This is a genomic window from Rhodoplanes sp., assembly GCF_013377085.1.
Taxonomy (GTDB): domain Bacteria; phylum Pseudomonadota; class Alphaproteobacteria; order Rhizobiales; family Xanthobacteraceae; genus Rhodoplanes.
On record NZ_JACAAX010000037.1, the window covers coordinates 1 to 24,372 of the forward strand.

A 24,372-nucleotide genomic window follows, 5' to 3' on the forward strand; every position below is an offset into this window, starting at 1 on the left:
TCGGCGTTTCCACGAACGCCCGACTTTCCTGCGGTTCGACCAGAGTGCGTGGTGGGCCCGGCAGGACTCGAACCTGCAACCAAGCGGTTATGAGCCGCCGGCTCTGACCATTGAGCTACGGGCCCGCGCTGTCCCCGGGTCTTGCGGGTGCGGCCCGAGGCGGCGCGACCGTAGCAGCGGCGGCAAGCCCAGACAACGGCCGCCCGCCGTGTCGGCGGGCAACACGCGTCGCCCGGCGGGAGTGCACAATTGCCGCAACCGACGAAATCGGCTCGGCGAGACACGCGCTGCGGCGTCTGCCGAAAGACGAGGCGCTGCCGTTGCCGAAAAACGAGTCATGCCGCACGCCGTTCCCGCATCACGTTTGCGACCCGACCGTTTCACCGGAGTCGCCGACTCTGATAGCCTGACCGAATCAATCCGCGGCCATCTCGGGCGGACGGGATGCGCCGCGGATGGCGTGAGGCGGGGCCGTCATGCTTCCAACGTTCCGGTCGATGCTGGTCGCGATCGCGGCCGTGGTGGTGGCCGCCATGGTGCTGGCGCGCGGGCTCGTGCCGGCGCCGGACGCCGTGACCCGCATCGGCGAGGTGCCGATTCTCGGGCGCACGCTGGTGCGGCTCTCGCAGGTGCCGATGGATGATGCGCAGCGCCTTCTGCTGACCGCCACGGCCCTGCGCACCGCGCTCGCCGACGCGGCGGACGCCTCGTCCGGCGTCACCGCTTTCGCGCCGGTGGCGGAGTCCGGGGCCCGGCCTGCGGATGGCGGCGCTGATGCGCCGACCCTGCCGCTGGTCGCCGCCGACGAGCGCAGCCGGGCGGCCGGTCCACCGAAGGCTCCGTCGGCCGATCCGCTCGGCGATCTCATCCGCGCCGTCATTTCCGAGACGCCCGAGCCCGCGCCGCGCGAGACGATGGTTGCCGACGAGACGCCGCCGCCCGCCGAGCACGGCCACATGCTGACCACCGCGGTTCCCGACCCGGGAGCGCCCGTTGCCGCGGCCGCCGCAGCGCCGGTCGCGCCGGCGTTGGGCTTTGCGGCAGAGCCGGCGCGCCCTCGCATCGCGCTTCCCCTCGAAACCGACCCGGCGCCAGTCTCGGCCGAGACCGGCGCCCCTGCGGCTCCCGCCGAGGTCCCGGCCGTCGCCCCGCCGTCCGGTCCCGCCGTCGCCGCCGTGACGTCCGCGGCCCCCAGCGCCGCGACGCCGCAGCCTCCGGCCGCCAAGGCCGCTCAGCCCAAGGCCAAGCGCGCCGCCAAGCCGGTGATTCGCAAGAAGCCGAGGGTGGTCCACAGCGCGCCGCGCCGCGCCGTCCTCCGCTCGGCGCCGGCCCCGGCGCCCCAGGCGAAGAGCGTCGTCTATCCGACCTATCAGACCTATTCGCCCTTCGGCGGCCCGGTTCAGGCGACCCCGACGGGTGCGGCGCCGGCCACGGGCGCTCGGCGGTAACCACCGACCGTCCGAGTATCGCGATGGAAGGTGGGTGCTGCTTCGCGCAACTGCGGATTGCTCTGCCGGACGTCGCACGATATGCGACGTTATATTGGAACGATCATTGAAACCGGACGTTATCCTTTGCCTGAACCCCGAGCCTCGGAGGGCATCTCCATGGCCCACCATCATCTGGTCGAGAAGGACACGCTCATCCGCGCCAACCGGACGCTCGCCCTCGGGCTGGTCTGGAGCGGCCTCATCGTCTGTGTGGGCGCAGCGGCCGTCTTCGACGTCGGTCGCTGGGTCGGCGCCTGGTGAGGCGGGAGAAGCGAACACTCGTCGTCCGCAACCCAGAAACATGATCCGAAAAGCCCATACGGATCAACGAACGCTGTGTCGTCCATCAGGGTGCGCAGCCGCCCATGACGACTCGTTCCCGCGAGAGCGCGTGAGGGACCGGCGTGACGATGCGGGTCTGGCTTGACATCGCCCCGCTGGCCGGCCCGCAAGCGCGAGCCGGCGCGAGAGCCCGAAAGGCCCGAGAGCGTGAAGGCGTGGCGCCGCCGGATGGCGACCGCGGCCGGCCGGAAGACCTGCCGCGTATCGCAAGCTCATCGAGCAGATCAACGCCAACCTCGATGACCACGGGTTCGGCTTCACGCCGGTCCGCAGCCTGATCAAGCCCACGGCGGTGCCGATGTGGCACGCGCTCGCCGGCAACCAGATGGCGGCGCATCGCCTGCGAGCAGAGGCTGCGGCCGGACACCCGGTCGCCTCTCCCGATCGACCAGCAGAGCCCGCATGCCCGCCGGCGACGATCGGGGCCTCCAGAGACGACGCCTGCCCACACCGAGCCGGACCGGATATCCCCGCCGCACGACCGCGAGACCTCGCAAGCCTGGATCCCCCGAGTCCGTCACGCGCTCGAAAGCGGGACGAGCGGAGAAACAACGGCTGATGGCCGGGTGCGAGCCATGCCACGGCGCGTTCCGGAACTGCGTTTCGGGCACGACAAGAGCCTTGACGGTCGCCTCGCCGTCGTGGAAATTTGTAACCAAGCGGTTACTTGGCCCAGCGACCGAGTAGTCCGTCGGTCCAGTTTTTTCACATCACGCGAGGCATGCAAATGGCCACCAAGAAGCTCGGCATCATCATGCACGGCGTCACCGGACGCATGGGGCTCAACCAGCACCTGGTCCGTTCGATCGTCGCCATCCGCAGCGCAGGGGGCGTGCCGCTCGCCAATGGCGATCGCGTGATGCCGGAACCGATCCTGGTCGGGCGCAATGCCGAGAAGGTCGCGGCGCTCGGCCGCCAGTACGGGATCGAGCGCACCACCTCGGACCTCGATGCGGCGCTGAAGAACCCGGACGACACCGTGTTCTTCGACGCTGCCACCACGCAGGCGCGGGCCGACCTCGTCAGCCGCGCCATCGAGGCCGGTAAGCATGTCTATTGCGAGAAGCCGATCGCCGACACGCTCGACAAGGCGCTCGCCGTCGCCAAGCTCGCCAAGCAGCGCGGCATCAAGAACGGCGTCGTCCAGGACAAGCTGTTCCTGCCGGGCTTGCGCAAGATCGCCAAGCTGCGCGAGGCCGGCTTCTTTGGCCGCATGTTCTCGGTCCGGGGCGAGTTCGGCTACTGGGTGTTCGAGGGCGACTGGGGCCAGCCGGCGCAGCGGCCGAGCTGGAACTACAAGCTCGCCGAGGGTGGCGGCATCATGCTCGACATGCTGTGCCACTGGCGCTACGTGCTCGACAACCTGTTCGGCAACGTCAAGGCGGTGAGCTGCCTCGGCGCCACCCACATCCCGAGCCGGGTCGACGAGAACGGCAAGACCTATGTGGCCGATGCCGACGACGCCGCCTACGCGACCTTCGAGCTCGAAGGCGGCGTCATCGCACACATGAACTCGTCCTGGTGCGTGCGGGTGCGCCGCGACGATCTCGTCACCTTCCAGGTCGACGGCACTCACGGCTCGGCGGTCGCCGGCCTGACCAAATGCTGGACGCAGCACCGGGTCAACACGCCGCGCCCGATCTGGAATCCCGACGTCCCGCAGACCATGAACTTCCTCGATCAGTGGGAGGAGGTTCCGGACAATTTCGACTACGACAACGGCTTCAAGATCCAGTGGGAGAACTTCATCCGCCACGTGGTCGCCGACGGGCCGTGGAGCCACGACCTGATGGAAGGCGTCAAGGGCGTGCAGCTCGCCGAGCTCGGCCTGAAGAGCTGGGCCGAGCGGCGCTGGATCGACGTGCCGAAGCTGGAGATTTGAGGCAGGGCGGTTTCGTCGTTCCGGGGCGCGGGCTGAAAGCCCGCGAACCCGGAATCCAGCCCTGCAGCGGGGCTTGCAAATGTGACTGGATTCCGGGTTCGCCGCTGCGCGGCGCCCCGGAATGACAGCGTTCCTCAATCGAGCTGCGCGTTGAAATGCGCCCGGATGGTCGTGGTCAGCCGCACGAATTCGGGCATGCCGAGCACGTCGAGCTGGCGCGGGCGCGGTAGGTCGACCGTGTAGATCGCGGCGATCGCGCCCGGACGCTCCGACAGCACGACGATGCGGTCGGCCAGGAACACGGCCTCGGGAATCGAGTGGGTGATCAGCAGCGCGGTCTTCTTGGTCTCGCGCTGGATGCGTTGCAGCTCGGCGTTCATGCGCTCACGCGTCATCGCGTCCAGCGCGCCGAACGGCTCGTCCATCAGAAGAATCTTCGGGTCGTGCACCAGCGCCCGGCAGATCGCGACGCGCTGCTGCATGCCGCCGGAGAGCTGCCACGGATGCTTGGTCTCGAAGCCGCCGAGGCCCGCCATCTTGAGCAGCGCTTCCGCGCGCGGCTGATAGATCTCGCGCGGCAGCCCCTTGACCTCGACCGGCATCATCACGTTGGCGAGCACGGTGCGCCATGGCAGCAGCAGTGCCGACTGGAAGACGATGCCGACGTCGCTGTGCGGGCTGGTGACGATGCGGTCGCCGACCCGGATCTCGCCTTCGCTCGGTGGCATCAGGCCGGCGATCATGCGCAGCAGCGTGGTCTTGCCGCAACCCGATGGGCCGACCACGACGACGAACTCGCCGTCGGCGATCGAGAGGTCGATCGGACGCAGGGACGGGATTTCTCCGTCCGTGGTCCGGTACGTCTTGGCCACGCGCGAGATTTGAATCATCGCGCGCGCGGCCGCCGTTTCATCGATGGCGAGCATCAGAGACCAGGCGCAGGCAGGAATTCGTTGGTGTAGAAGCTCTTCAGCTTGTCCTTCGCGGTGGCCTCGAGGCCGCCGTACTCGACCATCAGGTCGACCGAGTCCTTCATGTTGGTGTCGCTGACCCGGAACGGCTGCTTCGACTGGCCGGTCGGATCCTTGTAGAGCGGGATGGTCAGCTCGAAGCCCTCGGTCAGCGTGCCGATCTTGCCGCCCTTCGGGTTGGCGTTGAGGATCGACTGCGCGGCGGCCTTCGGATCCTTCACCGCCTCCTCGACGGACTTGATGCTGGCCCGCATGAAACGCCGCACCAGGTCGGGGTTCTCCTTGACGTACTCGGTGTTGGCGATGATGCCCGAGCTCACCAGATGGACACCGTAGTCCGAGAACTTGATCGGATAGACGTCCTTGCCGGTGGCGTCCTTGATCTTCATGCTCTGGTCCATCACGTAACCGAGCAGCAGGTCGGCCTGGTTGTTGATGACGGCGTTGAGCTTGGTGGTCGCGTCGCCCGACACGGTCTTGAAGTCGCTCTCCTTCAGGTTGGCTTTCTTGAGGAAGAGCGGCCAGATCTGCGACATCGAATCGCCCGGCGTGGTGGCGACCGTCTTGCCCTTGATGTCCTCGGGCTTGCGGATGTTCTTGTCGACGAAGCCCATCACGGACATCGGGCTGGTCTGCAGCAGCACGCCGGTCGAGATGACGGGCGCACCCTTGATGGTGGCACGCATCATGGTCGGTACGTCGACATAGCCGAACTGGAGGCTGCGGGCGGCGACGACCTGCGTCACCGTGCCGGAGCCGCGGCCTTCCTGGATGTCGAGGTCGATCCCCTCGGCCGCGTAATAGCCCTTCTCCTTGCCGTAGTAGAACGGCGCATGCTCGCCGTAGACGTACCAGTTGATCATCAGCGTGACTTTGTCGGCCGCCAGGGCGGGGCCGGCGAGGAGCACGGCAAAAAGCGTCGTCAGAATCCGGATCACGATCTTACCTCCCATTGTTTGTTGGCTCGATCACGCAGCGACGATGACGTCCTGGCGCTGGCTGGCGTGCCAAGGAATCACAAGACGTTCGATCAGGTCGAGAATCCAGAACAAAATCACCCCGATGAGAGCGAGGATGACGAGAGCAGCGAACATCGTAGGCAACTCGAAATTTCCGATACTTCGTTGAAGTACGTAGCCGATCCCCGAATTGGACCCGACGAACTCGCCGACCACGGCGCCGACGACGGCGAGCGTGATCGACACCTTCAGGCCCGAGAAGATCGCCGGCATCGCGTAGGGCAGGCTCACCATGCGGAAAATCTGCAGCCGGCTCGCCTCCATGGCGCGGGCGAGGTCCAAGAGGTCGGGCTCGACCGACTTGAATCCCTGCACGGCCGACACCACCACGGGGAAGAAGCCGAGCAGGAAGGCCGAGAGGACCTTCGGCGTCATGCCGAAGCCGAACCACACGACGAACAGGGGCGCGATGGCGATCTTCGGGATCGACTGCGAGAAGACGAGCAGCGGATAGACGTAGCTCTCGATGGTGCGCGAGCCGGCGATCAGCATGGCGATCGGGATGCCGAACACGGCCGACAGCAGGAACCCGTAGACGGTGGCGACGGTGGTCGGCACCGCCTCTGACATCAGCTTCGGCCATTCCTGCCACAGGGTGATCACCACATCGATCGGGGCCGGGACCTGGTAGGGCGGGATGTGGAAAATACGGATCGCAAAATCCCAGAGGGCGATCAGGATAACGAGGAAAATCAAGGGCCTGAGCCACGGCGCCTGAATCATCTTCTGCAGTCGTTGCATGGCCGACCTCATGACTCGTCCCCACTGCGGGACCTTGCGACACCATCGCCGCGGATGTAACCATCCAGTTATTAGTGATTTAAGGAGCTGGCCGTGACCGGGTCAAGTCGTCGGCGCATGTGTCGCACTCGCGCGAGGTCCGCGTCCCACGCGCAGCCGCGGCCGAACCGCCGGGGGCGGGCATGACGGTGCCGCGCCTGAGCTTGGTCGAGGCGAGCTTTTTCGAGCGGCCGGTACGGCTGCGCCTGCCGTTCCGGTTCGGGGTGGTCACCCTGCGGGAGGCGCCGCAGGCGTTCATTCGGGTGCGCATCCGCCTCGCCGACGGGCGGGAGGGCGAGGGCGTCTCGGCCGAGCTCCTGGTTCCCAAATGGTTCGACAAGTCGCCGGACCTTTCCAACGAGCAGAATTTCGACCAGCTCCGCCGCGCGCTTGCGATCGCGCGGGACCACTATCTCGCGGCTGGGCCGCACACCGCCGCCGGCCTTTCGGCCGCCGTCGAACCGGCGCATCGCGCCGCCTGCGCGGCTGCGGGCCTCAACGGTCTCGTCGCGTCCTTCGGCCTCGCCGAGCTCGACCGCGCCATTCTCGACGCGCTGGCCCGGCTCGAAGGCATTCCAGCCTTCGCCCTGGTATCGCAAAACCGTGTCGGCCTGACGGCACACGCCGCGCCCGACCTCGCCGGTTTCGATCTCGATCGCTTCCTGGCCCGACTCGCCCCGGCGCTGTCCATCTTCGTGCGCCACACGGTCGGCATGGTCGATGCGCTCACCCGCGCCGACACGGCAGGCCATCGGCTCGACGACGGCCTGCCCGAAAGCCTCGAGGAGGTGATCGAAGCCTACGGGCACCGTCACTTCAAGCTCAAAGTGTCGGGCGACGCGGACGCCGATGTCGCGCGCTTGTCCGGCATCGCCGCCGTCATCGATCGGTTGTCGGAACCCTATGTCGTCACGCTCGACGGCAACGAGCAGTACGACACTATCGAGGCCGTGGTGGAGTTGTGGCGACGCATGGGCGAGGCGCCGCGCCTGAAGCGCCTCGTCGCCTCGACCCTGCATATCGAGCAGCCGATCGGCCGCGCCCGCGCGCTGAACGAGCCCGTGCATGCGCTCGCCGGCCTGATCCCGCTCGAGGTCGACGAATCGGACTGTGATCTCGACGTTTTCCCCAAGGCGCGCGAGCTCGGCTATCGCGGCGTGTCGGCAAAATCCTGCAAGGGCATCTACCGCGCGCTGCTCAACCGCGCCCGCGTCGACCATTGGAACGCGCAGGCGGGGGAAGCAGGGGCGGGCCGCTTCTTCATGTCCGCCGAGGATCTCACCACCCAGGCCGGCATCGCGGTGCAGCAGGATCTCGCGCTGGCGACCCTGGTCGGCGTCAAGCATGTCGAGCGCAACGGCCACCATTACGTCGACGGCATGGCCGGCGCATCGGAGGAGGAGCAGGCGCGTTTTCTCGCCGCCCATGGCGATCTCTACCGGCGCAGCAACGGCCGCGTGCGGCTGGCCATAACGGGCGGCGCGGTGGCGCTCGGCTCGATCGCGCAGGCCCCGGGCCTCGCGGTCGGAACGATGCCGGACTGGGCCTCGATGCAGCCGATGCGGCTGTGAGCACCCGGCGGAACGAGAGCACACTGACGATGCCGATCACTCTGGCCGGATGACGGACATGCGGGTTTCTTTGTGCAACGAGGTGATCGCGGCGCTGCCCTTCGCGGCCCAGTGCGGGTTCGCCCGCGCGGTCGGCTATGACGGGCTCGAGCTCGCGCCCTACACGGTCTCGGATGCGCCGCATCTGATGCCGGCGGCCGAGCGCACTGCCATACGGCACGCCGCGGCAGAGGCCGGCATCGCCATCACGGGCCTGCATTACCTGATGCGGGCGCCGGCTGGCCTGTCGATCACCTCGGCGGATGCTCCGGTGCGACAGCGCAGCATCGACGTGATGCGGCGGCTGTGCGGGCTCGCCCACGACCTCGGCGCGAGCGTGCTGGTGCACGGCTCGCCCGATCAGCGCCGGCTCGATCCCGGTGAGGAGGAGGAGGGGCGCAAGCGCGCCGCCGACGCCTTCGCGGCCGTCGCCGAAGCGGCCGCCGCGGCCGGTGTCGTCTACTGCATCGAGCCGCTGTCGCGGCGCCAGACCAACTGCATCAACACGGTCGCGCAGGCGGCCGAGATCGTCCGCGCGGTCGGCAACCCGGCGCTCAGGACCATGATCGACTGCTCGTCGTCGGCCGTGACCGAGGCCGAGCCGATCCCGGATCTCGTTCGGCATTGGGTTCCGGCTGGCCTGATCGGCCACGTCCACTTCAACGATCCGAATCGCCGCGGCCCGGGCGAGGGCGAGCTCGAGTTCGCGCCGATCGTCACGGCCCTGCGCGACGTCGGCTGGCGCGACGTCGTCGGCGTCGAGCCCTTCGTCTACGAGCCCGACGGACCCACCTGTGCGGCCCGCGCGATCGGTTATGTCCGCGGCCTTCTCGAAGCGATTCCCTGAAAGCCGAAACAAGAAACCAGGACCAGCGATGCCCAACGAAGGCCTGTCGATCAATCTCGCCACCGTGCGTCAGCAGTGGAACGTCGGGCAGGCCGTGGAAGCCTGCGCCCGCCATGGCATCCGCGCCATCGATCCGTGGCGCGATCAGGTTGCCGCGTTCGGGCTCGCCGAGTCCGCGAAGGTCATCGAGGATCACGGCATGCGGGTGACCGGCTATTGCCGCGGCGGCATGTTTCCTGCCGTCGACGCGGCGGGCCGCCAGGCCGCGATCGACGACAACCGCCGTGCCATCGACGAGGCGGCGACCATCGGGGCCGAGTGTCTGGTTCTGGTGGTCGGCGGACTGCCGAAGGGCTCGCGCGACATCGTCGCGGCGCGCGAGATGGTGGCCGAGGGCCTCGCCGCGGTCCTGCCGCACGCGCGTGCGGCAAAAGTGCCGCTCGCCATCGAGCCGCTGCATCCGATGTATGCGGGCGACCGCGCCTGCGTGAACACGTTGGGCCAGTCGCTCGATCTCTGCGCGCGGCTGGGGCCGGACGTCGGCGTGGCCATCGACGCCTATCACGTCTGGTGGGATCCGGATCTGGCCGCCCAGATCGCCCGCGCCGGGCGCGAGAAACGGATCTTCGCCTATCACATCTGCGATTGGCTTGTGCCGACCCGCGACATGCTGCTCGACCGCGGCATGATGGGCGACGGGGTGATCGATCTGCCGGCCATTGCCGGAATGATCGAGGACGCCGGCTACACGGGCTTCCACGAGGTCGAAATTTTCTCCGCCGAAACCTGGTGGAAAAAGCCGGGCGACGAGGTCTTGGCCACCTGCCTGGAGCGATTCGCTTCGGCCTGCTGAAGGCTCTCCGGCGGCGACCCCCGCGCTGCCGCAAGAAACGTCCGAACGGGCGAAACGTGGACGGCCCCGTCCGCGACGGGACTGTGCGCGCAACGCCTGCGAGACCGTGATCCATCCATCACCGTCACATCGGGAGATGCGCCATGTCGTTTTTGTTCCGACCCGTCCGGCTGCTGCTGGCGTCTTCGCTGGTGTTGGCCGGTACGGCCGTCGTCAGCCCCACCACGTTCGCGGCCGGATCGGGCACCGAGCGTCAGGTGATCAAGGTCGGCGCCGTCATCGACCAGACCGGCGGCAGCACGACGCTGCTATACAAGGCGGCCGTCGAGCTCGCCGTGCGGCAGATGAATCAGGCTCTGGAGAAAGCCGGCAGCGAGGTGCGGTTCGACCTCGTGCTCGGCGACTCCAAGAGCAATCCGCCCTTCGCCCAGTCCGAGGCGTTGCGGCTGATCAACCAGGACGGCGTCAAGGCGCTGGTGACCGATTCGAGCGGCGTCACGGTCGCGGTCAACAAGCTCAACTACGATCCGGCGACCCAGGCGAAGCAGAAGGTTCCGATCACCTGCTTCCAGTGCTCGTCGAGCTTCATCAACGATCCGGCCTTCACGGACGCCGACGCGGTGAACCAGGCGGCGCAGCGCGACGCCGACAACTGGCTGTTCCGCGTCTTCTACGTCGCCAAATACGAGGCCGCCGCGCTGGTGCAGATCGCCCTCAAGCGGACCGCCGACGGCAAGGGCAACGGCGACGGCACCTTCAAGATCGCGATTTACGCCGACAATGGCCATCGCGCGCTCGCCACCAGTATTCCGCCGCTGGTCGCGTCCTTCTACAAGGGCAAGGCGACGACCGAGATCGTCTACCTGACGAACCCGGCCGATCTCTCCGCCGGCTGGGCCAAGGTGGTCGACGACAAGAGCGAGTCCGGGGCGACCGAAGGGGCTCCCGACGTCGTGATCGTCGCCATGCTGCCCGAGCAGGCCGCGAAGGCGATCGAGGCCTACCGGAAGGCCGGCCACACCATCCCGATCCTGTCCAACAACAGCTTCCGGCGCGACTACATCCTCAAGGATCTCGGCGCGGTCGCGAACGGGCTCGAAGGCAGCTCGGTGACGCAGGTGGACAAGAGCGCCTCCGGAAAGGCGTTTCTCAAGGCCTTCCAGGCGGCGGCCGGGCAGGCGCCCGAGATGACGGCGTCCGGCGCCTATGATGCCACCGCCACGCTGCTGCTCGCGGCGCTCTCGGCGGCCGGCGATCCCAAGCACCCGAAGGACGTGACGCCGGCGGCTATCCGCGACGGCCTCGCCAAGATCAATGCCAGCGGCGGCAAGACCATCCGGCCGACCGTCGAGGACTACACGGCCGCCGTGAAGGCGCTCGGCCGCGGCAAGCCGATCAACTACGAAGGCGCCTATCATTCCATCGACTGGGACGCCGCCGGCGACATGTATCCGCCGCTGGTGCACTGGGTCGTGGAGAACGGCAAGTTCGTCGAGCGCGAGCTCTATCGCTGCGACCCGCAGCATCCGCTCTGCCCGGTCAAGTGACGGCGTCGGTGCCGGGCCGACTCGCTCCGGCATCCTCCCGCGTGAGGCCGTCCGTCCGGCGGCGAGACCGGACGGCGGCCAAGCAGGGTTCATAATCCTGCCCCGATCGGGTGGCATAAGACAGCATCATCCGATCTCGGAGGCGACAGCGGCGGCCCGCCGGAGGGCCGCCGTCGTCGTCTCCGCTCTTGTCTTGCGTGCTCGCTGTGTCTCTCGACGAGGCCTGAGCCGACGTCAGAAGAGAACCATGCGAAGCCACTCGAATTCTGCCCATCGTTCGTCGATCGACCGTGTGCCGCTCCCGCTGCGGCCGTCGCCGTGGCGCTTCGGCGCGCGGCTTCGCCCCTCTGTGCGGGCCTGGCGGGCGGCGCGCGATCTCTCGCGCCGCGCCGTGCCGGATACCGCCGGGCTGCGGCGCTCGTGGCTCTTTCTCGTCTGTATCGGGATCCCGTTCGTCACCGGCACCCTCTTGGAGCAGCCGGGCGGTGCGCTGCTCGGCGCGCTGATCGGGATGATGACGTGCTTCGGCGACGAGGATCAGCGCGGACTCGGCGCCCGCTGGCTGGTGCTGATCCAGGTCGCACTCGGCATGGTGGCAGGCGGCATGCTCGGCACGCTGCTCGACGGCTATCAGAACCCGTTCTGGTTCCTGTTCGGCGTCGCGCTGTTCGCGGCCGGATGGCTCAACAAATACGGCAAGGGTCCGCATCTCGGCACCCGCTTCGGTGCCATCGCGCTCGGGCTCACGGCCGGCATGCCGGGCTTTGCGCCCTCCGACTTCTCGTTCGTGCTGCTCGCTTTCGTGGTCGCGGGGATCGCTCGCACCATCGATCACCTGCTCTTCGGGCCGATGCCGGCACTCCCCGGCTTCAAGCCGCCGCCGCGGCTGGAGCATCACCACGAATGGCTGCGCTTCGCCGCCGCCTATGCGGCGGTCGCGGCGCTCGGCCTGTGGATCGGCATCGAGCTCGGCATGACGCGCGCCATCTGGATCACGGTCGCGCCCCTGGTGGTGATGCTGCCGGGCGCGCAGGCGACCTATCGGCGGATCGTCGAGTTCATGTTCGGCACCACGGTCGGCGTCGTGGTCGCCTGGGTGCTGATCCATACGCTGCACGCGCCGCTCGTCTCGATCGTCGCCGTGGTGGCGATCGCGCCGCTCATCCCGCTGCAGATGCCGCGCCGGTTCTGGCTGCAGACCGCGCTGATCGCCGTGATGCTGCTGATCGCCTTCCGCCTCGCATTGCCCGATCCAAGGTCGGTCTCGGCCCTGATCGTCGAGCGGCTGGAGGACATTCTGCTCGGCTGCGGCCTGGCCCTGGTCGGCGCCGTGCTGGCCTTCGGTCGATCGCCCGATCGCGCGGCGGAGGACGCCGCCGTCGCGCGGCCGCGCCTCACCGCCCGTTGAAGAAGCCGAGCTGCTCGTAGATGCGGCGCGAATACTGCGCGAAGGCGTCGCTGGTCTTGACGTCGAAGGGTCGCGGCTGCGTCAGGTCGATCGGAAAGAACTCGGCCATGCGGGCCGGCCGCGCGGTGAGCACGGCGACATGCGTGCCGAGGAAGATCGCCTCGGCGATGTCGTGCGTCACGAACACGATGGTCTTGCGGCTCTGCAGCCAGATGCGCTGCAGCTCGAGCTGCATCTGCTCGCGCGTGATGGCGTCGAGCGCACCGAACGGCTCGTCGGCGAGGATCAGCTTGGGATCGTGGATGAGGGCGCGGGCGATGGCGCAGCGCTGCTGCATGCCGCCCGAGAGCTGCTGCGGATACTTGTCCTCGGCGCCGGCGAGCCCGACCATGGCGAGGAGATCGCGGGCGCGCTCGCGGCTCGCCTTGCGCGGCAGCCCGATGATCTCGGCCGGCAGCAGCACGTTCTCGATCACGGTGCGCCACTTCAGCAGCAGCGCCTGCTGGAAGATCATGCCGATATCGCGGCCCGGATCGAACCGCGTCGTGCTGTTGCCGATCGTCACGGTGCCGCCCTCGTGGCCGTGCAGGCCGGCGAGGATCTTCAGCACCGTCGACTTGCCGCAGCCGGACGGCCCGACCAGCGACACGAGTTCGCCCTCGGCGATCTCCATGGTCACGTCGGAGACGGCGAGATGGGCGCTCGCGCCGCTCCCGTAGACCTTGCGGACATTGTGCAGGCTGATGAACGGCTCCGTCATGCGAGCCACCGCTCCAGATTGGCGCGCACGAAGGCGTCGTCCGAGAGGTCGGCGTGCTCGCGCAGCACGCGGTCGATGGCGGCGGTTTGACCCGGTCCCAGGCCCTCGTTGCGATCGAGGCACCAGATGCCGGCCAGCAGGCCCTGCCGCCGCAGCACCTCGTGGCAGCCGGCGATACAGCCGTGAAAATCGTTGGCGACGTCGAAGAAGGCCGCGTTGCAATCGGTGACCCGGGCATCGAGCGCCAGCAGGTCGGCGTCGATCGCGGCGGCGCCGCGCACCACCTTGCAGCGATCGAACAGTTTTACCGCGCTCGCCGTCCACACCGACCAGTGGCCGAGCAGCCCGCCCTTGATCGAGGTCCGCACGGCCTTGCCGCCGATGCGCAGGTCGAAGGGCAGCACCAGATCGAGCACGATGTGGTCGTCGTTGCCGGTGTAGAGGGCGACGCGGTCGAGCGCGCCGGCCTCGGCGACGCCGCGGATCACGTCGAGGGTACGGTAGCGATTGAACGGCGCCATCTTGATCGCGACGACATTGTCGATTTGCGCAAAACGCCGCCAGAAATTCGCGCTCAACGGCAGTCCGCCGACCGCGACCTGGAGATAGAAGCCGACCAGCGGGATCTCCGCCGCGACCGCCTCGCAATGGGCGACGATTTCGTCCTCGCTGCGGCCCTTGAGAGCCGCGAGGCTGAGGAGGCCGGCGTGATAGCCGAGCCGCACGGCGGTGCGGGCCTCGGCGACGGCCTGCGCGGTGCGGCCGGCGAGACCCGCCACCATCACGAGCGGGCGCGCGGTCCAGGCGCGCGCCGACTCGGCGGCGAGGCTCAGCACCGGCTCGTAGAGGCCGACGTCGCGGATCGCGAACTGGGTGGTGTGGACCCCGACCGCGAGCCCGCCGGCGCCGGCGTCGACATAATAGCGGGTCAGCGCCCGCTGGCGTCGCGCATCGAGGTCGCGCTCCGCCGTCAGCGCCAGCGGATGGGCCGGGATGACTGTGCCCTCCATCAGCAGGCGCAGGACGTCGGCGCTCAGCTCGCTCCGGTGCAGGCCCATTCTTGCCGTCGCTCCTTAACCTCGTCCGTTTTGTGGTCGTGTCGTGATCACGTGATCAGGAGAGTTTGGTGGTCAAGAAAGAGCCCCCCACCCCCGACCCCTCCCCGCCATTCGCTGACGCGAATGGGGGGAGGGGAGCCGCAGCGCCTCGACTACCCTCCCCCCGCGAGCGAAGCTCGTGGCGGGGAGGGGTCGGGGGTGGGGGGTTCTTTCTTCCTTCGTCCATTCATCGAGCTCACCCGAACTCCGGCCCTGCCGTCGCAAAGGCAATGTCGGTGTCGCCCAGCGCCGCGTAGCCCCGCACCATGCGCTGGAGCGGCCGCTCCTCGACGAACCCGTGGTCGGCGAGGCGCGCCCGCAGGCCGGCATTGCGCGCCATCAGATCGATGATCAGGGAGTCCGGCTCGTCGGCGATGGCGCGGTCGAGCAGCGCGCAGGCGGCGTCCTCGCTCTCGGCATAGAGCGGGCCGATGTGGCGGGCGCAGCGGCCGTTTCGAACCAGGCAGACGGCGCTCGCCTGGGCGTGCAGCATCGTGCCGGGCCGCGACAGCATGTCGTCGAGCAGACTCGAGCGGTCGGCCGCCGTGGCGCGCCGGTCGAACGCGAGCAGCGCGTCGCGGTCGCCGGCCGTGGCCTCGATTGCTGTGGTCCGTTCCGGCGTATTGGGCCGCTTGCGGCGCAGCCGGACGATGTCGGCGACCGGCTTGAAGCCGAGCGGCACATAGACGGCGGCGCCAGCCGGCGTCGCATCGAGAAACGGAATCACGCCGGCCGCGTCGGCCTCGTCGATGCAGCGCTTCAGCAGCGTCTTCGCCAGCCCGTGGCGCCGCCATGTAGCCGTCACCAGCACCATGCTGATCCAGGCGATGCCGGGTGCCGCGCCGAGCGGCGCGTAGGGCAGCAGCGCCGCGGTGGCGACCAGCCGGTCGTCCTTGCGGACCGCGAAGACGTGCCCCTGGGTCCGGAAGAACGTCCAGTCGTCCGCCGTCTGATTCCAGCGCGCCTCGTCCGAGAGCGCGAGCGCCGCCCGGGTCTCGTGCGCGCCGAGCGGCTCGGCCGCGGCGAGATCAATAGCGGCCATCGCGGACCTCGAACTTGGTCGCCTTGCCCAGGCTCGGCATGGCGCGGCCGACCCAGTCGGCCGTCCAGTCGAGCATGCGCTCGATGTCGACGACCGGCTTGCCGAACAGGCCTTGCGCCTCGCGCGTGTCGCTGAGCCAGGCGGTCGGCGCCTCGCTGCCGGTGAACGCCGGGGCACGGCCGAGCCGGCGACCGAGGCCTTCGGCGAGCGCCCGCACCGACAATGTGTCCGGTCCGCTGACATTGAGCGGGCTGGTCGGCGTCGTCGCGTGGCGCAGGCAGCGCAGCGCCTGCGCGGCGGCGTCACCCTGCCAGATCACGTTGACGTGCCCCATGGTGAGATCGATCGGCTTGCCGGCTGCGAGCTTGCCGGCGATGTCGTGCAGCACGCCGTAGCGCATGTCGATCGCGTAATTGAGGCGGAACAGCTTTCCGGGCGTGCCGTGCAACTGCGAGAAGTAGGAGAACATGCGCTCGCGGCCGACGCAGGACTGCGCATATTCGCCGGGTGGATCGAGCGCCATGTCCTCGGCCGCGCCGCCGCTGTCCACCGGTACGAACGGATAGACGCAGCCGGTCGAGAAGGCGACGATGCGGGCGCGCGAAAAGCAGCGCGCGACGAGCGCCGGGCTGAGCACGTTCATGGCCCAGGTCAAGGCCAGGTCGCCCTCGGCGCCGAATTTGCGGCCCGCCATGAAGATCACATTGGCGGCGTCCGGCAGCGTCGCGATCGCGGCCTCGTCGAGGAGATCGCAGGCGATCGTCTCGATGCCCCGCGCCTCCAGCGTCTCGCGAAGGCCCGGCTCGCTGAAGCGCGCCACGCCGATCACCCGCTTGCCGGGGGCCGCCGCCTTGGCGAGGCCGGCCACCGTCGGCCCCATCTTGCCGCCGACGCCGAGCACCAGGATGTCGCCCTCGACGGCGGCGAGATCGTCGATCAATGCCTTGGTCGGCCGGCAAAGCAACGCGTCGAGCGCGTCGAGATCGGCGATGCGATCGGGCAGATCGGCGTCGAGCGTCATGGTCGCGGTCATGCGGGCCTCATTGGATGCGGGCGTCGCGCACGACGACCAGGCGCTCGAGCCCGAGCACCAGTCCGTACAGCGCGACGCCGAGCAGCGTGAGCAGGATGACGGCCATCAGCATGCCGGCCGTGTCGAGCCCGGCCTGCACCTGGATCATCAGGTAGCCGAGGCCGCGCTCGGAGGCGATGAACTCGCCGACCGTCGCGCCGGCGACCGCCAGAATGGCGCCGACCTTCATGCCCGAGAACAAGTAGGGCAGGGCGCCGGGAAGCTGGATTTTCTGGAAGAGTTGCCAGCGCGAGCCTTTGAGAGAACGCACCAGATCGAGGAGGTCGGGGTCGACCTCGCTCAGGCCGCGGGCCGTGGTGAGCAGGATCGGGAAGAAGCAGATCGAGAAGGCGATCAGGATGTTCGGCACGATGCCGTAGCTGAACCAGACGATGATCAGCGGACCGAGCGCGACCTTCGGCACCATGTTGAGGGTGACGAACAGCGGCAGCAGGATCGCGGCGATCAGCCGGAACCAGGAGAAGGCGACGGCGCAGACGACGCCGACGGTCACGCCGAGCAGGTAGCCGCCGAAAATCTCCAGCGCCGTCACCGAGACGTTCGGCAGCCATGCATAGTGCGGCTGCGCCAGCGTCGCCAGCGTGGCGCGCGGCGAGGGCAGCACGAAGGCGGGGATGGCGAACAGGTCGACGGCGAGTTGCCACACCAGCACGACGGCGAGATGCACGGCGACGATGGTCGCGGCGTTGGCGAGCGCGGCGCGGGTCGCAGCGGCGCGCGAGGGGTCGGGGCCGGGCTGGCCGGCGCCGATCATGTCCGGGGCGGGCGCCTCCGGCACAGACGTGCCGGGACGCGCCCCGTCGGTTCGTCCGCTCTCGTCGCTTGTGGTCACCGGGCGTCCCTCGTCCCGTTGCATCGGCCCGGTGCGACCGGGTGCGGAGCCTCAGGTGTACCGCGGCCGAAGGCCGGAATCAACCATCCAGTTGATAACGGCTCACGGCCGCAGCGCGTTCATCACCAGGTCGACCACGTGGGCGCGGCGCGCCGCGACAGCGGGTCGGCTGTCGAGTCTGCGCTTGAAGATGGTCGAGAGGGTGGCCGCGTTGGAGAAGTAGAAATAGCCGAGCGCCGCGATCGAGACGTAGAGTTGCATCGGATCGATGCCGTGGCGGAACGCGCCGGTCTCGGCGCCCTTGTCGAGCGTCGCGGCGATCAGGGCGATCAGCGGCGAGTGCATGGTGGGCAGCTTCGGCGAGCGCCGCACATGCGCCGCGCCGTGACGGTTCTCGTCGGTCAGGAGTGCGACGAAATCGGGATGCGCCGCGAGATGGTCGAACGAGATGCCGACCAGATGGGCGATCGCCTCCTCGGGCGCCATGCCGGCGAGGTCGACCTTGCGCTCGGCGGCGCGGATCTCGTCGTAGAGCCATTCCAGAACCGCGAGATAGAGTGCGTCCTTGTCGCCGAAGTGGTGGTAGACGAGCTGCTTGTTGACCCCGGCGCGCGTCGCGATCTCGTCGACCCGGGCGCCGGCCAGCCCTTTGGCGGCGAATTCGGCGCGGGCGGCGGTGAGCAGGGCGCGCCGCGTCGCGGCGGGATCGCGGGTACGACGCTTCGGCGCCGACGCCGATTTCGGCTTCGCCGGCACGGGCTGCGCCGCCGACAGCGTCGTTGCTGCCGGCTTGGTTCGAGACGGCGCCGCCCGTCGCGCCGCGTTGCCGCCGTCGCACTGCGCGCCTCCGAGAGCCTTGCCGCCGCGTCGTGTCGCTCCGCGGGTTCCCGTCGCCATGTCGAACCAGCCTGTTCGAACCAACCAACCGGTTGAATGTTTGTTGACGCATCCTCGTCGCGTTGGTACCGATTTTGCGTCGCTTTCACAAGCCGTGCCGGACACGACGGCGCTCCGGTGCGGGTCGCCGCCTCCTGCCGTCGGTTTCGCGCGTCCGGGCCTGCGGGCCGTCACCAGGGTCGGCCCGGCCTCCGCGCCGCCGCCCGAGCAGCGGGAGTTTTCACGATGGCGAAGCGTTTCCTGTCCGGCAGGCTTTCCGGCGTCGTCGGCGGCCTCCTGATCGCTGCGGCGGGTGTCGTGCCGGCCCAGGCCCAAACGCCGGCGCCCGAGAAGGTCACGCTGGTGCTCAACTGGGTGCCGACCGCGGATCATGCCCCCTACTATTTCGCCAAGCAGCAGGGCCTCTATGCCAAGGCCGGCATCGATCTCTCCATCGATGTCGGTCGCGGTTCGGCGCTCTCCGCCCAGAAGGTCGGATCCGGCGGCGCCGCCTTCGGCATCTCGGATCTCGCCACCTCGATGGTCGCCAAGGGCAAGGGTGCAGATCTGGTCGCCGTGATGGTGGTCTACGCCAACTCGCCGCAGGGGTTTTATTGGCTGAAGAGCTCGGGGATCACGGGCCCGAAGGATTTTCCGGGTCGAAAGATCGGCAACCCGCCGGGCGACGCCGCGCGCATCATGTGGCCGGCCTTCGCCAAGGCGGTCGGCATCGATCCGGGCGCGGCCACCTTCGTCAACATCACGCCGCAGGCCAAGAACGCCGCGCTGAAGAGCCGCACGGTCGACATCATCAGCGACTTCTTCAACGAGCACGACACCAAGGTGATCGAGATGGGCGACGATCTCGTCCATCTCCCGTGGAAGCAGGTCGGCATCAACCTTTATGGCAATGCCGTCGTGGTCAACGGCGCCTTCCTGCAGGCCAAGCCGGCCGTGGTGGAGAGCTTCGTCAAGATCTCGCAGGCCGCTTTCGCGCAGTGCGTCGCCGATTTCGCGCCCTGCCTGAAGGCACTGACCGAGGGCGTCTCCGGTCTCGACGAGGCGACCCAGCTTCGCCAGTGGGAGCGCATCAAGTGGCTGATGACCGACAATTTCACCACCGAGAAGGGGCTCGGCTGGATCGATGCCGCCCGGTTGAAGACCGACTACGATCTGGTGCAGACCTATATCGGGCTGGAGAAGCCGTTCGACCCGGCGACCGTGTTCACCACCAAGTTCCTCGATCCCGCCGTCAAGATGGACGCCTCCAAGGTCAAGAACTGAGGGGGCAGCCGTAAGCGAGGCCGCTTCTTCACCTCCCCCTGGGCAGCGCGGCTTCACCCCACCCCGGTCGTCCGCGTCGCGGACGCCCGACCCTCCCCCTCCAGGGGAGGGTGAATCGAGGGCGGTCGCTTCAGCAGCATTCCGGCCCGGGGCGCGGACAGCGCCGGCCGAAGGCTTGCGGGCGCCGCAGATCCGCCCCAAGTTCAGCCGAAGGTCGCGCCGTTTCCATCAGCCCTGTCGCAAGGCCCGCGCCATGCTCCGATCCTTTGCTGCCGCGTTTTGCCCGCGGCCCATCGCATTGCTGTCCGTCATTGTCCTGCTGGCCGCCGTTGCGCTCGCCGGCCCGGCTGCCCGCGCCCAGGAGCGCAGCGGTGCCGATTCCGTCACTCCGGTGGAGGAGTACGCCAAGCAGGTGGAGGAGCTGAAAAAGAGCTACCCCGATCTCGGCAAGCGCATCGAGGACAGCGCCCGCTCGATCGACGAGATGAACGACGTCGACAAGGCGCGCAAGGAGATCGAGGAGCTGCGCTCGGTGGTCGCCGGGCTGCTCGGTGCCGTCTCGGACAACGGCACCGTCTCGCAGCTCGGCGCCAAGGCGCTGGCGCACGGCCGCAGCAAGCTCAAGTCGATCGAGCAGGACGCCCGCTTCAAGCCCGAGGAGCGGGAGTTCCTGCTCGACCAGTGGCGCAAGCTGGTGGCCGAGACCGAGCGGGCGACCGAGGACCTCGAGGGCGCCCGCAAGGAGTTCGCCGATCTGCTGCGCACGCTGCAGACCCGCGAGGACTTCATCGACGAGCTGATGCAGGTGCGCCGCGCCTCCGAGGCCCTTGCGGTGATCCGCAACCTCACCCGCGAGATCCGCGACGCCTCGACCAAGCTCAAGTCGCTGATCGGGGGCCTGAAGCCGCCGGGAGTTTGAGTGATGCGCGAGCTCGGGCCGCCGGCCCGCACGCCAGGGGCGCGCCTGTCTGGACCGCGCGTCGTGCGGGCACTCGTGCCCGTGCTGGTGGTCGCGGCCGCCGTGGTCGCGATGGCCGCCTGCACGTTGGAAAAGTCGACCGGCTATGTCGAGATCCGCACCGTGCCGGCGACGCCGCCGCCCCAGATGACGCTCTATGTCGACGCCGTGAAGCTCGAGCCGCTGAAGAAGGGGGCCGTGGTGCTGCGCCAGAACGTCGGCACCCACAAGCTCGGCTTCGCCACCGCGGGCGATCCGACCACGCTGTGCGAGCTGGTGGTCAAGAAGGACCGCATCACCACCGTGACGGTATCGCTGCTCGACCGTCCGCCGCGCTGCCAGTGCCGCGCCTCGACCGGCACGGACGCCGCGTCCAACAAGTCCTGCTCGGGGTAGAGGCCGTTTCGGTCACCAGCCTGAGGGTGGTCCGGATCAGAGGAGCGAAGCCGACCGAGCTTTCGACCGCGTTCCGGGCGGCGTGGGCAAGGCGCCGCGGCAGAACGGCGATCATCGCCACCGCGATCTCAGCGCAGCTCGGCCCTGGCGATCCAGGTGTCGCCGATCTTCATGTAGACGCGTTTCACCGCCGCCCAGGCGATGCGGAACGCGGCCTCCTCCTGGCGGGGATCGGCGGCGTGGGCCGCATAGGCCGCATTGAACGCCGCCCGGAATATGTCCTGGGCGTGCGGCGGCAGGTGTGACCGCACCGAGGGCGGCAGATCGTCGTTGCTGCCATAGGGCACGGCCAGGGCTCCTCACTCGCCCGCGAATTCCACCATGTGGCCCGGGATGCGGCAACCGCGGTGGCGACCCGGCGATTCGGACTGCCGAGGCCCATCCGAGGTACCCAACTCGCGTGATCGGCGGTATCTGGCGCAGGCCGGCAACCCTGCATTAGTCATACGCCATGCGAATGCCGGCCCTGCTTCGACGAACGTCCAGGCGCGTGCGGCGCGCTGTGCAGCTTTCGGACAGCGAAGCAAAACCCTATGCCCGTAGGGCAAGCGGGTGTGCTGCATTGCGGCAATTCCAGCCTAAGGCCTTGATCTGAGTGGTTCGGCAGACAGAACGCCTGCTCATGATTTGAGCGAGGTCAATGCCCTCCAGGCCCCGAAAGCTCATGTGACATGCTGACAAGAAACGTCGGAGGGAAGCGCTCATTGTCCTGGTTCTTCGCCGGGTGGGGTGCTTTCGGTTCAATCCTCGCAGGCGACGTGCCCATGCCGAGCCAACCGGACTCTCGCGGCTTCGAGATCGTCGCCCGCCAAGACTTCTCGGACGTCACCTATCTGCTCGAGGTGCGTCACCCGCTGATGGCCAAGGCCGCGCGGGCCGGCCAATTCGTGATCGTGATGCTGCACGACCACGGCGAGCGCATCCCCCTGACCATCGCCGACTTCGACCGCGAGCGTGGCACCATCACGCTGGTGATCCAGGCGGTCGGCAAGACGACGCGCGAGATGCAGCGGGCCTGCACGGTCGGCACCCATCTGTTCGCGCTCACCGGCCCGATGGGCGAGCCGAGCCATATCGGCGGCCAGCGCCGGGTGGTCTGCGTCGGCGGCGGCCTCGGGGTGGCGCCGATCTATCCGCAGGCCCGCGCCTACAAGGAGAGCGGCGCCCAGGTCACGGCCGTGGTCGGCTTCCGCAACAAGGATCTGGTGTTCTGGGAGGACAAGTTCCGCGCCTGCTGCGACGAGGTCATCGTCTGCACGGACGACGGCTCGGCCGGCATCAAGGGCAACGTCACCGAGGGCCTGCGGCAGGCCATCGCGGCGCATCCCGACATCGACGAGGTGGTGGCGATCGGCCCGCCCGTGATGATGAAGGCCTGCGCCGAGGCGACCCGGCCGCACGGCATCAAGACGATGGTCAGCCTCAATCCCATCATGGTGGACGGCACCGGCATGTGCGGCGGTTGCCGGGTGAAGATCGGCTCGGGCATCAAGTTCGCCTGCGTCGACGGCCCGGACTTCGACGCCCATCAGGTCGACTTCGACGATCTGATGATCCGACTGAAGCGTTTCAAGACCGCCGAGAAGGCGGCCCTGGATCGCTTCGAGGAGAGCTGCCGGATCGGCCGGACGGCGGGGCGTTGACGGACTCGCGAGAGAGCGGACGCCTGCAACGAGCGCGGTGAGCGATGGCGAAGAGAAAGACGATCCGGACGATTCCGCGCGAGCGGGCGCCGGTGGGAGAGCAGGATCCGCAGGCCCGCATCCGCAATTTCGGCGAGGTGACGCTCCGCTTCACGCCCGAGCAGGCGCAGCATGAGGCGAGCCGCTGCATCGAGTGCGCGAAGCCGGTGTGCACGCCGGGTTGCCCGGTCGGCGTCGACATCAAGGGGTTCATCGCCAAGATCGCGGCGAACGATCTGCGTGGCGCCTACGACATCATCACCGAGACCAATCTGCTGCCCGCCGTGTGCGGCCGCGTCTGCCCGCAGGAGAACCAGTGCGAGGGCAGTTGCGTGATCGGCAACACGCTCGCCCCCGTCGCCATCGGCCGGCTCGAGCGGTTTGTCGGCGACACTGCCATCGCGGAGGGGTGGAGCAACATCCCGTATATCGAGCCGAACGGCTTGCGCATCGGCATCATCGGCTCCGGCCCGGCCGGCATGGCCTGCGCGGCCGACATGGCGAAGGCCGGCTGCGACGTGACGGTCTACGAGGCCTTCCACGTCCCCGGCGGCGTGCTGCGCTACGGCATCCCGGACTTCCGCCTGCCCAATGTCGTGGTCGATGCCGAGATCGCCAATCTCGAAAAGCTCGGCGTGCGCTTCGAATGCAACACGCTGGTCGGCCGCCTGTTCACCATCGAGCAGATGGTCGGCGAGCTGGGCTTCGACGCGGTGTTCATCGGCACCGGTGCCGGCTATCCGAGCTTCCTCGGGATCCCGGGCGATTCGCTCAACGGCGTCCTCTCGGCGAACGAGCTGCTCACCCGCTGCAACATGATGCAGGCGAAGGACCGCGGCTTCGATACGCCGTTGCCGATCGGCGCCCGCGTCGCCGTGATCGGCTCCGGGAACACCGCCATGGACGCCATGCGAGTGTGCCGGCGGCTCGGTGCCGAGGAAGTCCATTGCATATATCGGCGCAGCCGCGCCGAGGCGCCCGCCCGGCTCGAAGAGGTGCATCACGCCGAGCAGGAGGGCATCGACTTTCATTGGCTCACCGCGCCGGTCGCGATTCTCGACGACGGCAAGGGCGGCGTGCGCGGCATGCGCTGCATCCGCATGGAGCTCGGCGAGCCCGATGCCTCCGGCCGGCGCCGCCCGGTCGCCGTCAAGGGCAGCGAGTACGAGTTCGCCTGCGACCTCGTGGTGGTGGCGATCGGCACCAACGCCAATCCGATCATCGGCCAGACCTCGAAGATCAAGCTCGACAAGCGCGGCTACATCGCCACCGACGAGACCCTCGCGACCTCGCTGGCCGGCGTCTATGCGGGCGGCGACATCGTGACGGGCGCCGCCACCGTGATCCAGGCGATGGGCGCCGGCCGCAAGGCGGCGAGCAGCATGATCGCCTATCTGGGCCTGCGCGACACCGACGCGGTCTACCGTGCGCCGGCGTCGGCCGAGGCCGCACTGTTCGGCCTCGATCCAGGCGAACACAATTTCGTCCGCGTGCGGACGGCATGAGGCCCGGGCCCGCCCGGCGGCGGGCCGAACGACAGAAG

The 24,372-nt window shown here is 68.5% G+C and carries 23 protein-coding genes and 1 tRNA gene; 13 read left to right on the plus strand and 11 right to left on the minus strand.

The features are described from left to right. Positions 1 to 49 precede the first annotated feature (49 nt). Positions 50 to 125, minus strand: a tRNA-Ile gene (locus tag HXX10_RS21870). Between the two features lie 351 nt (positions 126 to 476). On the opposite strand from HXX10_RS21870, the gene HXX10_RS21875 reads away from it, so the two are divergent. The 3 genes from HXX10_RS21875 to HXX10_RS21885 all read left to right on the plus strand — a co-directional run bounded on the left by HXX10_RS21875 (position 477) and on the right by HXX10_RS21885 (position 3,714). Beyond that, positions 477 to 1,448 (plus strand): hypothetical protein, encoded by a 972-nt coding sequence (locus HXX10_RS21875; protein ID WP_296525227.1) that lies wholly within the window; start codon positions 477 to 479, stop codon positions 1,446 to 1,448. 159 nt (positions 1,449 to 1,607) lie between these two features. Further along, positions 1,608 to 1,751, plus strand: a complete 144-nt coding sequence (locus HXX10_RS21880; protein WP_296525228.1) for a hypothetical protein — start codon at positions 1,608 to 1,610, stop codon at positions 1,749 to 1,751. A gap of 808 nt (positions 1,752 to 2,559) precedes the next feature. Continuing rightward, complete coding sequence (locus HXX10_RS21885) at positions 2,560 to 3,714, plus strand: Gfo/Idh/MocA family oxidoreductase (RefSeq protein ID WP_296525230.1); 1,155 nt, start codon at positions 2,560 to 2,562, stop codon at positions 3,712 to 3,714. Between the two features lie 134 nt (positions 3,715 to 3,848). Here the strand turns inward: HXX10_RS21885 and HXX10_RS21890 are convergent, their stop codons facing one another. The 3 genes from HXX10_RS21890 to HXX10_RS21900 all read right to left on the minus strand — a co-directional run bounded on the left by HXX10_RS21890 (position 3,849) and on the right by HXX10_RS21900 (position 6,445). Next, the gene (locus HXX10_RS21890) at positions 3,849 to 4,640 is read right to left on the minus strand and encodes an ABC transporter ATP-binding protein (protein WP_296525232.1); all 792 of its coding nucleotides are present in this window, start codon (positions 4,638 to 4,640) and stop codon (positions 3,849 to 3,851) included. Then, a complete protein-coding gene (locus HXX10_RS21895; RefSeq protein ID WP_296525329.1) occupies positions 4,640 to 5,548 on the minus strand; it encodes an ABC transporter substrate-binding protein in 909 nt (302 codons plus the stop codon). Before HXX10_RS21895 ends, HXX10_RS21890 begins: the two co-directional genes overlap by 1 nt. A 105-nt stretch (positions 5,549 to 5,653) precedes the next feature. Further along, complete coding sequence (locus HXX10_RS21900) at positions 5,654 to 6,445, minus strand: ABC transporter permease (protein ID WP_296525233.1); 792 nt, start codon at positions 6,443 to 6,445, stop codon at positions 5,654 to 5,656. 182 nt (positions 6,446 to 6,627) lie between these two features. Between HXX10_RS21900 and HXX10_RS21905 the strand changes: the two genes are divergently transcribed. The 5 genes from HXX10_RS21905 (at position 6,628) to HXX10_RS21925 (ending at position 12,749) form a co-directional block, all read left to right on the plus strand. Next, positions 6,628 to 8,055: a mandelate racemase gene (locus HXX10_RS21905; protein ID WP_296525235.1), complete on the plus strand. Its 1,428-nt coding sequence runs from the start codon at positions 6,628 to 6,630 to the stop codon at positions 8,053 to 8,055. 58 nt (positions 8,056 to 8,113) lie between these two features. Next, the gene (locus HXX10_RS21910; protein ID WP_296525237.1) at positions 8,114 to 8,941 is read left to right on the plus strand and encodes a sugar phosphate isomerase/epimerase; all 828 of its coding nucleotides are present in this window, start codon (positions 8,114 to 8,116) and stop codon (positions 8,939 to 8,941) included. Positions 8,942 to 8,969: 28 nt separating this feature from the next. Then, on the plus strand, positions 8,970 to 9,794 hold the full coding sequence (locus HXX10_RS21915) for a sugar phosphate isomerase/epimerase (protein ID WP_296525239.1): 825 nt from the start codon (positions 8,970 to 8,972) through the stop codon (positions 9,792 to 9,794). A 143-nt stretch (positions 9,795 to 9,937) separates the two neighbouring features. Then, positions 9,938 to 11,341, plus strand: a complete 1,404-nt coding sequence (locus tag HXX10_RS21920) for an ABC transporter substrate-binding protein (RefSeq protein WP_296525241.1) — start codon at positions 9,938 to 9,940, stop codon at positions 11,339 to 11,341. Positions 11,342 to 11,633: 292 nt separating this feature from the next. Then, positions 11,634 to 12,749, plus strand: coding sequence for an FUSC family protein (locus tag HXX10_RS21925; protein WP_296525242.1), 1,116 nt, complete (start codon positions 11,634 to 11,636; stop codon positions 12,747 to 12,749). On the opposite strand, the gene HXX10_RS21930 is transcribed toward HXX10_RS21925, so the two are convergent. The 6 genes from HXX10_RS21930 to HXX10_RS21955 form a co-directional block, all read right to left on the minus strand. After that, positions 12,736 to 13,518, minus strand: coding sequence for an ABC transporter ATP-binding protein (locus HXX10_RS21930; protein WP_296525244.1), 783 nt, complete (start codon positions 13,516 to 13,518; stop codon positions 12,736 to 12,738). The two genes, HXX10_RS21925 and HXX10_RS21930, sit on opposite strands and share 14 nt — an antisense overlap. After that, the gene (locus HXX10_RS21935) at positions 13,506 to 14,561 is read right to left on the minus strand and encodes a dihydrodipicolinate synthase family protein (protein ID WP_367142015.1); all 1,056 of its coding nucleotides are present in this window, start codon (positions 14,559 to 14,561) and stop codon (positions 13,506 to 13,508) included. The genes HXX10_RS21930 and HXX10_RS21935 overlap by 13 nt, the downstream gene beginning before the upstream one ends. Before the next feature lie 241 nt (positions 14,562 to 14,802). Next, complete coding sequence (locus HXX10_RS21940; protein WP_296525248.1) at positions 14,803 to 15,648, minus strand: GNAT family N-acetyltransferase; 846 nt, start codon at positions 15,646 to 15,648, stop codon at positions 14,803 to 14,805. Beyond that, positions 15,635 to 16,681: an NAD(P)-dependent oxidoreductase gene (locus HXX10_RS21945; protein WP_296525252.1), complete on the minus strand. Its 1,047-nt coding sequence runs from the start codon at positions 16,679 to 16,681 to the stop codon at positions 15,635 to 15,637. Before HXX10_RS21945 ends, HXX10_RS21940 begins: the two co-directional genes overlap by 14 nt. 7 nt (positions 16,682 to 16,688) lie before the next feature. Continuing rightward, positions 16,689 to 17,573, minus strand: a complete 885-nt coding sequence (locus tag HXX10_RS21950) for an ABC transporter permease (protein ID WP_296525253.1) — start codon at positions 17,571 to 17,573, stop codon at positions 16,689 to 16,691. A gap of 102 nt (positions 17,574 to 17,675) precedes the next feature. After that, positions 17,676 to 18,470, minus strand: a complete 795-nt coding sequence (locus HXX10_RS21955; protein WP_296525255.1) for a TetR/AcrR family transcriptional regulator — start codon at positions 18,468 to 18,470, stop codon at positions 17,676 to 17,678. Between the two features lie 225 nt (positions 18,471 to 18,695). On the opposite strand from HXX10_RS21955, the gene HXX10_RS21960 reads away from it, so the two are divergent. From HXX10_RS21960 to HXX10_RS21970, 3 genes are all read left to right on the plus strand, one after another. Next, entirely contained in the window at positions 18,696 to 19,733 is a 1,038-nt protein-coding gene (locus tag HXX10_RS21960; RefSeq protein WP_296525257.1) for an ABC transporter substrate-binding protein, read from the plus strand. A gap of 253 nt (positions 19,734 to 19,986) precedes the next feature. Further along, on the plus strand, positions 19,987 to 20,652 hold the full coding sequence (locus HXX10_RS21965; protein ID WP_296525259.1) for a hypothetical protein: 666 nt from the start codon (positions 19,987 to 19,989) through the stop codon (positions 20,650 to 20,652). 3 nt (positions 20,653 to 20,655) lie between these two features. After that, positions 20,656 to 21,087: a hypothetical protein gene (locus tag HXX10_RS21970; RefSeq protein ID WP_296525261.1), complete on the plus strand. Its 432-nt coding sequence runs from the start codon at positions 20,656 to 20,658 to the stop codon at positions 21,085 to 21,087. A 128-nt stretch (positions 21,088 to 21,215) separates the two neighbouring features. On the opposite strand, the gene HXX10_RS21975 is transcribed toward HXX10_RS21970, so the two are convergent. Beyond that, positions 21,216 to 21,434, minus strand: a complete 219-nt coding sequence (locus HXX10_RS21975; RefSeq protein ID WP_296525263.1) for a ChaB family protein — start codon at positions 21,432 to 21,434, stop codon at positions 21,216 to 21,218. Between the two features lie 477 nt (positions 21,435 to 21,911). Here HXX10_RS21975 and HXX10_RS21980 point away from each other — a divergent pair, with 477 nt between their 5' ends. Further along, positions 21,912 to 22,790 carry a sulfide/dihydroorotate dehydrogenase-like FAD/NAD-binding protein gene (locus tag HXX10_RS21980; RefSeq protein WP_296525264.1) on the plus strand — a complete coding sequence of 293 codons (879 nt, stop codon included), beginning with the start codon at positions 21,912 to 21,914 and terminating at the stop codon, positions 22,788 to 22,790. A gap of 44 nt (positions 22,791 to 22,834) precedes the next feature. Then, positions 22,835 to 24,334, plus strand: a complete 1,500-nt coding sequence (gene gltA / locus HXX10_RS21985; protein ID WP_296525266.1) for an NADPH-dependent glutamate synthase — start codon at positions 22,835 to 22,837, stop codon at positions 24,332 to 24,334. Positions 24,335 to 24,372: the final 38 nt, after the last annotated feature.